The sequence below is a fragment of the Spongiibacter tropicus DSM 19543 genome, assembly GCF_000420325.1.
In the GTDB taxonomy this organism is placed as follows: domain Bacteria; phylum Pseudomonadota; class Gammaproteobacteria; order Pseudomonadales; family Spongiibacteraceae; genus Spongiibacter; species Spongiibacter tropicus.
In genome coordinates, this window is the sequence record NZ_ATUS01000001.1 from 1057479 (window position 1) to 1069936 (window position 12458).

Annotated in this window: 5 protein-coding genes; all 5 read right to left on the reverse strand. The window is 62.6% G+C overall.

Annotated elements, in window-relative coordinates:
• Positions 1-108 precede the first annotated feature (108 nt).
• The 5 genes from G411_RS0105065 to G411_RS0105085 all read right to left on the reverse strand — a co-directional run bounded on the left by G411_RS0105065 (position 109) and on the right by G411_RS0105085 (position 12450).
• Entirely contained in the window at positions 109-1557 is a 1449-nt protein-coding gene (locus G411_RS0105065; protein WP_022958092.1) for an efflux transporter outer membrane subunit, read from the reverse strand.
• Entirely contained in the window at positions 1554-4655 is a 3102-nt protein-coding gene (locus G411_RS19405; RefSeq protein WP_022958093.1) for an efflux RND transporter permease subunit, read from the reverse strand. The genes G411_RS0105065 and G411_RS19405 overlap by 4 nt, the downstream gene beginning before the upstream one ends.
• Positions 4652-7735, reverse strand: coding sequence for a multidrug efflux RND transporter permease subunit (locus G411_RS0105075; RefSeq protein WP_022958094.1), 3084 nt, complete (start codon positions 7733-7735; stop codon positions 4652-4654). Before G411_RS0105075 ends, G411_RS19405 begins: the two co-directional genes overlap by 4 nt.
• Before the next feature lie 9 nt (positions 7736-7744).
• Positions 7745-9067, reverse strand: coding sequence for an efflux RND transporter periplasmic adaptor subunit (locus G411_RS19410; RefSeq protein ID WP_022958095.1), 1323 nt, complete (start codon positions 9065-9067; stop codon positions 7745-7747).
• A 242-nt stretch (positions 9068-9309) separates the two neighbouring features.
• The gene (locus G411_RS0105085) at positions 9310-12450 is read right to left on the reverse strand and encodes an efflux RND transporter permease subunit (RefSeq protein WP_022958096.1); all 3141 of its coding nucleotides are present in this window, start codon (positions 12448-12450) and stop codon (positions 9310-9312) included.
• Positions 12451-12458 lie beyond the last annotated feature (8 nt).

Below are 12458 nucleotides of genomic sequence, written 5' to 3' on the forward strand. Positions count from 1 at the left end.
CCGTTCTTCAGTGAAGCACATTGGGGCCACGAGAATACAGATATCAGGCCCTTAGAAAGGGTCTGAGGCGCCTTTTGCGTGGCTTGGCGCCCCTGATCAGCGGTGTAGCTAGCGCGCGGTGGCTGTTTGCGCCTCGCTAACGGATTGGCTGACTGGCATGGCGCTGTCCCACGGCCCGCCGATCACGGCGGCCAGTTGCAGTGCGGCCTTCAGACGTTCGGCGGTGTTGCTGAGTTTGGCGCGGCGGGCGCTGAGGGTGAGATTCTGGGCGGTGGCGACTTCGAGGAAGTTGATCATGCCCGCTTCGTAGCGGTTAACGATGATGCGCTCGTTTTCTTCGGCCAGGTCCAGCAGCTTGTCCTGCTGCTCGGCTTTGTCGCCCAGCAGTTGGATACTCGCGAGCGCGCTTTCCACTTCGGCAATGGCTTCAAGTACAGCTTGGCGATAAGCACCGAGGCGCTGCTGGTATTGCGCTTTAGCAACGGCGACCACTGCGCGGCGGGTGCCGCCGTCAAACAGGGTTTGGGCGAGACTGGGGCCGACGGACCAAACCATGGTCGGGGTGTCGAGCAGGGCGCTGAAGCTGGCCGCCTGCACGCCCTGACTGGCGCTGATGGAAAAGCTGGGCAGCCACGCGGCCTGTGCCACACCGATTTCTGCATTGGCGGCGGCGAGCTGGCGCTCGGCAAAGGCCACGTCGGGGCGCTTTGCAATCAGCGTGGAGGGCAGCACTTCAGGCAGCGCGGGCAAGTCGGGCAGCGACTGTTTGGGCGGCAGGGAGAATTCCACCGGCGCTTTACCCAGCAGTACGGCGATAGCGTTTTCTTCCAGTGCGCGCTGGTTTTGCAGGTCGATCATATCGGCGCGCAGCGACTGGCGCTGGGTTTCCGCCTGAATCACATCGCCCCGCGACACAATGCCCGCTTTGTACTGGTTATTGGTCAGACGCGCAGAGCGGTCGTAGGTCGCCATGGTTTCTTCGAGGATCTGCCGCTGCAAATCCAGAACACGCAGGCGGATATAACTCTGTGCGACGGACAACTGAATCGACAGGCGCACCGCCGCCAGATCAGCGGCGCTGCCTTGCAGGCTGGCTTTTTGGGATTCCACCTGACGGCGTACGCGGCCCCAAACATCCGGCGCCCAGCTCAGGTTCAGGCTCGCGGCGCTGCGTTCGCTAAGTGGCGTGTTGTCGCCACCGCTGCGGCTTTGCGACAAGTTGAGATCAAGACTGGGAAAGTAGTCGCTGCGGCTGCCGCGCCACTGGGCTTCGGCGGCGCGATAGCTGGCTTCTGCCTGAGCCAGTGTCTGATTGGCCTGCATGGCCTGTTCGACCAGCGCGGTCAGTTCGGCATCGCCAAATACCTGCCACCAGTCGGCGGGCAGCGGCTGGACCTCGGCACGGGCGGTTTGCCAGCCGTCTTCGTATTTGTAGTCATCGGCCAGGGCGATATCCGGCGCCTGATAGTCAGGCCCGACGGCGCAGCCGGTCAGCAGCACTGCGCTGAACAGGCTTTTCAACAGCAGCGATTTACGGGGAAGTCGATTCACAATCATGGCAGGGCCTGAAATTCATTGTCGGGGCGGGCCTGACGGCGACGCAATATCGCGCGGCGCAGACGCTCCAGATAAAGATAGATGACCGGCGTGGTGTACAGGGTCAAAAACTGGCTGACCAGCAGACCGCCGAGAATGGTCAGGCCCAGCGGTCGACGCATTTCGGCGCCCTCGCCAAAACCCATGGCCAGCGGCACGGCGCCGAGCAGACCGGCGAGATTGGTCATCAAAATCGCGCGCAAGCGGCGCATGGCGGCCTCGCGAATGGCCTGTTCCGGCGCCATGCCGTCGCGGCGCTGCGCCTGCAAGGCGAAGTCGATCATCATAATGGCGTTTTTCATCACAATGCCGATCAGCAGGAACAGGCCCAGCAAGGCGATCAAACTCAAATAGCTGCCGGATATTTTGAGCGCGATCAGTGCGCCGATGCCCGCCGGTGGCAGCGTAGACAGTATGGTCAACGGATGCAGGGTGCTTTCATACAACACGCCCAGCACCAGATACACCGCCAGCACCACCCACAGCAGCAGCCAGGGTTGGTTGAGGTTGGCTTCGAAATCCGCCTGCTCGGTACTCGGCGCGCGGTGCACGGCGTTGGGCAGCATGACCTTGTCGAGCATGGCACCAATGGCCTCTTCGGCCTGCTCGGCGGTCACTCCCGGCGCCAGCTCGTAACCGATGCCCTTGGAGGCAAACTGGCCCTCGTGGCGAATACGGTCTTCGGCCATGCCGTAGTCCCAGGTGGCGAAGGTCGATAAGGGCACCGAGCTGCCGTCGCTGGTCAGCACCTGCAATTGCTTGAGCACCGAGGGACTGGAGGTGTAGCCGGGGCTCAGCTCCATCACCACGCGGTACTGGTTCATATCATCGTAAAGCGTTGCCACCTGCCGCTGGGAAAAGGAGTTGTTGAGCATGGAGGCGACCATGTTCATGTCCACGCCATATTGCCGGGCGGTTTCACGGTCGATCTCCAGCACCAGTTGCTGGGTCTCGCCGCTGCGCGGCGGATCGACATTCATCAGCTCCGGCAGGTCCTGCATGGCAATCGCCACCCTCGCACCCCACTCCGACAGCGCCTCCAGCGAGTCGGAGCGCAGCAGCACTTCGTATTCGCTGCGGCGGAACGGCGAGGACAGGCGGATATCCTGATCGACCATCAGAAACAACATGCCGCCGGGCACCAGTGGCGCATTGGCACGAAGGCGATCCACCACCGCCTGCGCCGAGTCGCCGCGCTCGCTCAGCGGTTTGAGGCTGACGGTGACCTGCGCGTTGGTCAGGCCGCCGCTGCCACCGCTGGTGCCGGTAATATCGGCCACGGCGGGATCGCGCAGCAGGTACTGGCGATAAGCCTCGATTTTGGGCTGCATCACCTGAAAGGAGAAACCGTCGTCGCCGCGCACAAAGCCGCGCACCTGCCCGGTGTCCTGATTCGGGAGACTGGTTTTGGGCAGGCTGGCATAGAGGTAGACATTGCCCGCCACCACCGCCAGCAGAATCACCAGCAGCAGCTTTGAGTGGCGCAGCGACCAGTCGAGACTGCGCTGATACGCGTTCAGCAGACCATCGAACAGCTCGCGACTGTAAAACGCCACCGCGCCCTCTTCCCGCCGACTGGGCTGGGGTTTGAGCCAGCGGGCGCAGAGGCTGGGGGTGAGGCTGAGCGACACCAACAGGGAGATCACAATCGCCGCCGCCAGGGTGATGGAAAACTCGCGGAACAGGCGCTCGATCACCCCGCCCATAAACAGAATGGACACGAAGACCACCACCAGCGCCACGTTCATCGCCAGCAGGGTAAAGCCCACTTCGCGGGCGCCTTCCAGTGCCGCCTGTTTGGGTGGCAGTCCGGCTTCGATATGCCGCTGAATGTTTTCCAGCACCACAATGGCGTCGTCCACCACCAAGCCGCAGGCCACCACCAGCGCCATCAGCGACAGGTTGTTCAGCGAGAAGCCGTAGAGGTACATGAACACCGCCGAGCCGATCAGCGAGACCGGAATGGCGAGGCTGGGAATCACCGCGCTGCGCAGGCGGCCGAGAAAGCCCCACACCACCAGCACCACCAGGCCAACGGCAATCAGCAGGGTAATTTGCGCTTCGCGCAGGGTGGCGCGAATCACCGGGGAGCGATCCATAATCACCGCCAGTTCGCTGTCGGCGGGCATCAGCGCTCGCAGGCGAGGCAGTTGCTCGTTGATCGCATCGATGGTTTTGACGATATTGGCGCCGCTCTGGCGGCTGATCATCAGGATCACTGCCGGGCGGTCATTGTGAAAACCGCTGCTGTAGCGGTCTTCCACCGAGTCGGTGACATTGGCCACATCGCCGAGGCGCAGCACGCCGCCGTCGCTTTCGCGGATCACCAGCTCTCGGTACTCGCTGGCCTTGCGCAGCGGATCACTGGTGGTCACCCGCCAGCGCATGGCGTCGTCTTCAATCACCCCCAGCGGGCGCAGGGCATTGGCCTGAGTAATGGCGCTGCGCACATCGTCCAGCGCCACGCCGCTGTGCAGCAGCGCGCCGGGATTCAACTCGACCCGCACGGCGGGCAGCGAGGCGCCGCTCACGGCCACTTCGCCCACGCCGACAATCTGCGCAATGCGCTGGGCAAGAATGGTCGAGGCGGCGTCGTACAGTTCGCTGGGCGACAGATTATCGGAACTCAGTGCCAGCCCCATGATGGGCGCCTGAGACGGGTCGATTTTGCGAAATTGGGGATTGCCGGGCATACCCGAGGGAAGCTGACCGCGCACGCTGTTGATGGCGGCCTGTACATCCCGCGCGGCGGCGTTCAGGTCGCGATCCACCTCGAAATTGAGCACCACCTGAGTGCTGCCCTGATTGCTCGACGAGGAAATGGCGGTGACCCCAGAAATGCTGCCCAGCGCCCGCTCCAGCGGCGTCGCCACGGTGGCTGCCATGCTCTCCGGACTGGCGCCGGGCAGGCTGGCGGTCACGCTGATCACCGGAAAATCCACCTGTGGCAGCGGCGCCACCGGCAGCAGCCGCCACGCCAACAGGCCCAGCAGCACCAGCGACAGCGACAGCAGGCCGGTGCCTACCGGCCGGTCGATAAACAGCCGCGACAGGTTCACCGCGCCACCTCGGTGAGGGCCTCGTCGTCATCGCTCACAAAACGCGAGCGCAGGCGATCGAAGAACAGATAGACCACCGGCGTGGTGAACAGCGTCAGCACCTGGCTGACCAGCAGGCCGCCGACCATTACCAGACCCAGCGGCTGGCGCAGCTCGGCGCCACTGCCACCGGCCAGCATCAGCGGCAACGCGCCGAACAGGGCGGCGAGGGTCGTCATCAGAATGGGGCGGAAGCGCAGCATGGCAGCGCGGTGAATGGCATCCCGTGGCGACAGGCCCTGATGACGCTGAGCGTCGAGGGCGAAGTCCACCATCATAATGCCGTTCTTCTTCACCAGGCCGATCAACAGCACCACGCCGATCACCGCAATCAGGTCAAAGGCCCGCCCGCTGATCAGCAGTGCCAGCAGCGCACCGACGGTGGCCGACGGCAGCGTGGAAAGAATGGTGACCGGGTGAATGGCGCTTTCATACAGCACACCCAGCACCACATACATGGTGATAATCGCCGCCAAAATCAGCCACAGACTGTTGGCGAGCGAGGCCCGGAAAGCCTCGGCGGCGCCCTGAAAGCGGCTTTCAATACCCAGCGGCAAGGCGATCTCTTGCTGCACGGTTTCGATGGCCGCCACTGCCTTACCCAGCGAGATGCCCGGCTTCAGATTGAACGACACCGTGGCCGACGGGAACTGGCCCTGATGATTAACCAGCAGCGGCGCCTGACGCTCTTTCACCGTCGCCACACTGCTGAGTGGCGCGGGCTCACCGGACGACGTCGGCACATAGAGGTTTTGCAGGGCGCTCAGGCCGGTGGCCTGACGCTGATCCACCTCCAGCACCACCCGGTACTGATTGGCCTGGGTAAACAAGGTGGCGATTTGCCGCTGACCAAAGGCGTTCTGCAGCGTATCGGCAATGGATGACACGCTCACCCCGAGGCGAGCTGCCGCGTCGCGGTCGATATCGATATACGCTTCCTGCCCCTGCTGTTGCAGATCGCTGGCGACATCCTGCAGTTCAGGCCGCGCGTTCAGCGCGGCGATCAGCTTGGGCACCCACTCGGCCAGATCGTCGCTGCTGGCCGCCGTGAGCGTGAAGCGGTACTGAGTGCGGCTGACGCGATCTTCAATGCTCAGCTCCTGCACCGGCTGGAACCAGGCATCGATACCGGGCACTGACTGGGCGCGCTCGCGCAGCCGCTCGATCACCTCGAACACCGATTCATCCCGCTCACCGTGAGGCGGCAAACTGATTAACATACGACCGCTGTTCAGCGTGGTATTGGTGCCGTCCACACCGATGAACGACGACAGACTGCTGACGCCAGGGTCTTCCAGCAGGGCCGCCGCCAGCGCCTGCTGACGGTTGGACATATTGGCAAACGAGGTGGTTTGAGGTGCTTCGGTCACCACCTGAATGGCGCCGCTGTCCTGTACCGGGAAGAAATCTTTATCCACCAGCAGATACAGCAAGCCGGTAAGCGCGATAGTGCCGAGCATGACCGCCATGGTGGCGCGCTGGCGTTCCAGCACCCAGTCCAGTGCGGTGCCATAGCGTTGAATCAGCCGGGCAATCAGGCCCCGGTCTTCATCGAGTTCCAGCGGCTGGCGCAACATGCGCGCGCACATCATCGGCGTAAGGGTGAGCGACACCACCAGCGAAATGCCGATGGCGACCGCCAGCGTCACGGCAAATTCGTGGAACATGCGCCCCACCACATCGGCCATAAACAGCAGGGGAATCAGCACCGCGATCAGCGACAGCGTGAGCGAGACCAGCGTAAAGCCAATCTCCTTCGCACCTTTCAGCGCCGCATCCATGGGCGAAGCGCCCTCTTCGCGGTGGCGAGCGATGTTCTCCAGCATGACGATGGCATCGTCCACCACAAAGCCGGTGGCGATGGTCAGTGCCATCAGGCTGAGGTTGTTAATGGAAAACTCCGCCAGATACATGAAGGCGAAGGTGCCAACCAGCGACAGCGGCACGGCGATGCTGGGAATGATGGTGGCGGGCACGCTGCGCAGAAACGCAAAGGTGACCAGCACCACCAGCGCGATGGCGAACAGCAGCTCTTTCTGCACGTCGCGCACCGAGGCGCGGATGCTGTCGGTGCGGTCGCTGAGCACCGTCACGTCCACCGCATTGGGCAGGGTCGCGGCAAGCTGTGGCAGCAGCGCCTGCACACGGTCGGCCACATCAATCACATTGGCGCCCGGCTGCTTCTGCACGTTCAGCAGCACCGCAGGCTGGGTGTCGGCCCAGGCGGCGAGGAAGCGGTCCTCGGCGCCGTCGATAATGGTGGCAACATCACCGAGCCGCAGCGGCGCATCGTCCACCCACGTCAGAATCAGTTTTTCGTAATCGTCCACCGAACGAATCTGGTCATTGGCGTCGAGCATGGTGCTGCGATAGGGGCCGTCGAAGCTGCCCTTGGGCTGATTGACGTTGGTGGCCGACACCGCCGTGCGCACGTCGTTGAGGCTGAGCCCGTAGGCGGCAATGGCGGTGGGATTGACCTGAATGCGCAGCGCGGGACGCTGACCGCCCGCCAGACTGACCAGCCCCACGCCCTGCAACTGCGCCAGCTTCTGGGCCATGCGGGTGTCGACCAGATCGTGCACGGTGGGCAGCGGCAGGCTCTCGGAGGAGATCGCCAGCGTGAGAATGGGCGCGTCGGCGGGGTTCACCTTGCGGTAAATGGGCGGCGTGGGCAGGTCGCTGGGCAACAGACTGTTGGCGGTGTTCAGCGCGGCCTGCACCTCCTGCTCAGCCACACCGAGATCGACCTCCAGCGCAAACTGCAGGGTAATCACCGAGGCGCCGCCAGAGCTGGTGGACGACATTTGCTTGAGACCGGGAATCTGGCCGAGCTGTTTTTCCAGCGGCCCGGTAATGCTGCGGGCAGTGACTTCCGGCCCGGCACCGGGGTGGAATGTGAATACCTGAATAATCGGATATTCCACCTGCGGCAGCGCGGCCACCGGCAACAGGCGCCAGGACAGCATGCCGAGAAACAACATCGCCAGCATCAGCAATGAGGTCGCCACCGGACGAAGGATAAAGGGACGGGAAATATTCATCGCCGGTGACTATGCCTCCGATGAGGCAGTTCTTTTGGGCGCCGCGCCGGGCGTTTTGGCGTCCTTGTCATCCTTCGCGCGTTCGCCGTCTTTCGGTGGCTCGCGACCGCCTTCCGGCCGCGGTCCCATTGGTCGCTCGCGCTGCAATCCGCCGACCGGCAGTTCCAGCGCGGCGGATGCCCCCTCGCCATCGACCACAACCGGACGGCCATCACGCAGGCGGTCCAAGCCTTCCAGCACCACCTGATCGCCCGCTTGCAGCCCCTGGGTAATCACAATCCGGTCGCCGTCGGCGGCGCCGAGGGTCACCACTTTCAAGCGGGATACACCGTCTTCCACGGTGTAGACATAGTCGCCCTGAGAGCCGTGCTGCACCGCATCCGCAGGCACCATCAATACATTGTCGACCTGCTGCACGCGCAGGCGGACGTTAACAAACTGATTGGGGAACAGCGCGTCGTTGTCGTTGGCAAACAGCGCGCGGGCACGCAGTGTGCCGGTGGTGGTTTCGATCTGGTTGTCGAGGGTCTGCAATACCCCGCGGGCAATGACGGTTTCGCCGTCACGGCTCAGCGCTTCCACCGGCAGGGCAGCATCGCCACGCATGGCTTCGCGCAGCCCCGCCACTTCCACCTCGGGAACCGTGAACAGCACCGAAATGGGTTTGGTCTGGGTGATGGTGACAATGCCGTCGGCATCGTTGGCTGTAATCAGGTTGCCCGCATCGACCTTGCGCAGACCGAGACGGCCGGCGATCGGCGCGGTGATGTTCGTCCACGACAGTTGCAGCCGTGCATCGGCCACCTGTGCCTGTGAGCTTTTGTTGGCGCCCTTCAGCTCGCGGACCAGCGCCGCCTGGCTGTCGAGTTCCTGCCGGGCAATCGAGTCCTCGGCATACAACCCCTGATACAGGGCGAGATCGACCTGGGCATTTTCCAACTGGGCTTCGTTCTGCTGAAGCTGGCCCAAGGTCTGGTCGAGCTGGGCCTGATAGGGCTCGGCATCAATGCGTGCCAGCACGTCGCCCTTGCTGACCTCGGCGCCTTCCTCGAACAGCAGTTCCTCCAGCACACCGCCAACCCGGCTGCGCACTACCACGGTATTCAGCGCGCTGACAGTGCCGATTGCACGCAGCCGCACATCGAGGCTGCCCTGCTCCACCGGCACGACCCGCACCGAGGTGGTCATGCCGCCGAAACCGCGCATCGGCGTGTCGCTTTCCGTTGAGTCACCGCTGAGCAGCAGGTAGCTGGTCCCGGCAAGCAGCAGGATCAGCAGGGCCAACCAGGCGAATGTTTTCTGCTTTGGGCTCAGTGGCGCGCGCTGAGTCATACGGCGGGGTCTCCGGAGGAATCACGTGTAGAAGGTGGTTATGACCACCGATAAAAAGCCTGTATACAGACCTCATCCCGAAGACAAAATCTCTACACAGGCTCAAGTTAAACACGGCAGCGGCAAAAATCCCTCGCGCAATCTACACCTTGTAGAGGCCGTTCTACTGTTAATACCGAATCAGCACATCAAAAGGTGCATCGGCGAGGTCATTTATTTGCCGCCGATTTTGCCAGAGGGTATCACGCGTGCTCGGCTGCCTCCTGCGCGTCATCCCCCTTCAGGCGTGCCACCAGTTTGACGACCACCACATAGAACAGCGGCACAAAGAAGATGGCCAGCAGCGTGGCGGCAATCGTCCCGCCGACCACACCAGTGCCAATGGCATGCTGGCTGCCGCTGCTGGCACCGCTGGCCACCGCCAGTGGCAGCACGCCAAACACAAAGGCCAGCGAGGTCATGATGATCGGCCGCAGCCGCAACCTTGCCGCATCGGCGGTCGCCTGCAACAGCGGCTTGCCCTCTTGCTCATATTGCGAGCGGGCGAACTCGATGATCAGGATGGCGTTCTTCGCCGCCAGCCCCATGGTGGTCAGCATACCGACCTGAAAATACACATCGTTGTTGAGCCCTCTCAACCAGGTCGCCACCAGGGCACCCAGTATGCCCAGCGGCACCACCAGAATGACCGCAAAGGGCACCGACCAGCTTTCATACAAGGCGGCCAGACAGAGGAACACAATCAACACCGACAGCACGTAGAGCATGCCCGCCTGCGAGCCCGAGGCGCGCTCTTCATACGACAAGCCGGAGTATTCCATGCTGATACCGGTGGGCAGTGTCTGGGCTATGCGCTCCACGGCTGCCATCGCGTCGCCGGAGGTATAGCCCGGCGCAGCGGCACCGAGAATCTGGATCGCGGGCAGACCGCCAAAGCGCTGCAACTTGGGTGAGCCATAGGTCCACTCGCCGCTGGCAAACGCCGAGAACGGCACCATGCCGCCGTCGGCATTGCGGACATACCATTTATCGAGATCTTCCGGACTCATACGCGATGACCAGACACCCTGCACATACACCTTCTTGCTGCGCCCGCGATCAATAAAGTCGTTTACGTAAGTCGAGCCCCAGGCCGCCGACAGGGCGTTATTGATATCGTCCAGCGACACCTGCAAGGCGCGCGCCCGCTCATCGTCGATAATGACCTCATACTGCGCCTCGTAGGGCGGTCCGTTGGGGCGCACCATGGTCAGGCTGGGCTCTTGCGCGGCCATACCGAGGAACTGCCCCATCGCCTGATCGAGCACCTCGCGCCCGAGACCGGCGTTGTCTTTGAGGTAAATATCAAAACCGCTGGCGGTGCCCAGCTCGATGATGGACGGCGGCACAATGGCAAAGACCCGCCCTTCACGCAGGGTAGAGAAATAGGCATTGGCGCGCTCTGCCACCGCAAAAATGCTCTGCGACGCCTCGGGGCGCTCCTCGAAGGATTTCAGGCTGACAAACACATTGGCCGAGCTTTGACCGCGACCAGCAAAGTTAAACCCGATCACGGCGTGCACCGAGCGCACGGTGTCGGGCTCGTTTTCTTCAAAGTAGTGGCGCAGCTTGGCGACCACCTCTTCGGTCTGGGCCGCCGTGGAATTACCGGGCAACTGCACCTGCACGACCATTACCGACTGGTCTTCTTCCGGCAGGAAGGCCGAGGGCAGTACGTGGTAGACCCACGCAGCCAGACCACAGATCAGCAGGTAGGCGAGAATAAAACGACCCCGGCGCGCCAGCACGAAGTTGACGCAGCTTCTGTAACGCTGAGCGCCGCGGTCGAAACGGGTATTAAACCAACGGAAGAAACGCAGTTTGCTGTGGGCTTCGCCGCGTTCAACAGGTTTGAGAATAGTGGCGCAGAGCGCCGGTGTGAAGAACAGGGCCACCAGCACCGAGAAGCTCATGGCCGAGATAATAGTGATGGCAAACTGCTGGTAGATAACCCCGGTCGAGCCACCGAAAAAGGCCATGGGCATAAACACGGCCGAGATAACCAGACCGATGCCGACCAGCGCACTCTGGATCTGATCCATGGACTTGCGGGTGGCGTCCTTGGGCGACAGGCCCTCCTCGGACATGATGCGCTCGACGTTCTCCACCACCACAATGGCGTCGTCCACCAGCAGGCCGATCGCCAGCACCATGGCAAACATGGTCATCACATTAATGGTAAAGCCCAGCGCGAACATCACCCCGAAGGTCGCCATCAGCACTACCGGCACCGCGAGTGTGGGAATAATCGTCGCGCGCAGGTTCTGCAGGAACAGCAGCATGACCAGGAAGACTAGCACCACGGCTTCAATCAGCGTGTGCACCACCCCTTCGATTGACGCCGCCACCACCGGCGAGGTGTCGAAGGGATAAACCACTTCCACGCCCTCGGGCAAATACGGCTGCATACGTTCCAGTGTGTCTTTAACCGCTGCCACGGTATCCAGCATATTCGCACCGCTGGCCAGTTTCAGGCCCATCGCCGCCGCCGGTTTCCCCCAGTAGTGAGAAGAAATGGAAAAGTTCTCGCTGCCCAGCACCACGTCGGCCACGTCGCTGAGGCGCACCTGCGCACCGGAAGCATCCACTTTCAGCAGGATGTTTTCGAATTCCTCGGCGGTTTTCATCCGCACCTTGCCCACGACCGTGGCGGTGAGGCGCACTTTGTCATGGGCGGGCAGGCCGCCGAATTGTCCCGATGACACCTGCACGTTCTGGCTGCGAATCGCGCTGATAACATCCTGAGGCATCAGGTCGTAACTGTGCAGCCTGGCCGGGTCCAGCCAGATGCGCATGGCATAGGGCGCGCCCATCACCATGAAATCGCCGACCCCGGTCGTTCGCGCGATGGGATCGCGCAGCGTAGACACCACGAAGTCACCCAAGTCGGCGGAACTGAGGCGGCCATCCTGCGACACCAGTGCCAGCACCAGCATAAAGCCGGGTTTGTGCTTGGCTACCCGCACGCCCTGACGCTGCACTTCTTCGGGCAGCATGGGCATGGCGAGTTGCAGCTTGTTCTGCACCTGCACCTGAGCGATATCCGGATCGGTGCCCTGCTCGAAGGTCGCCACAATGGTGATGTTGCCCGTCGACAGGCTTTCGGAGGAGATATAGCGCAGACCATCCAGACCATTGAGCTGCTGTTCAATGACCTGCGTGACCGAATCTTCCGCGGTGGCGGCCGACGCCCCCGGATAGTTAATACTGATGCCCACCGCTGGCGGCGCAACATCGGGGTACTGGCTGACCGGCAGGCCGCGAATGGACAGTGCACCGCCCAACATCAGCAGAATGGCAATCACCCAGGCAAAGACCGGGCGGTCTATAAAGAATCTCGACATGCCGGGCC

Bases quoted from the DNA above. Each gene is read 5' to 3' on its own strand.
- G411_RS0105065 (WP_022958092.1), bottom strand. From the start codon at position 1,557: ATGATTGTGAATCGACTTCCCCGTAAATCGCTGCTGTTGAAAAGCCTG.
- G411_RS0105085 (WP_022958096.1), bottom strand. From the start codon at position 12,450: ATGTCGAGATTCTTTATAGACCGCCCGGTCTTTGCCTGGGTGATTGCC.
- G411_RS0105075 (WP_022958094.1), bottom strand. From the start codon at position 7,735: ATGAATATTTCCCGTCCCTTTATCCTTCGTCCGGTGGCGACCTCATTG.
- G411_RS19410 (WP_022958095.1), bottom strand. From the start codon at position 9,067: ATGACTCAGCGCGCGCCACTGAGCCCAAAGCAGAAAACATTCGCCTGG.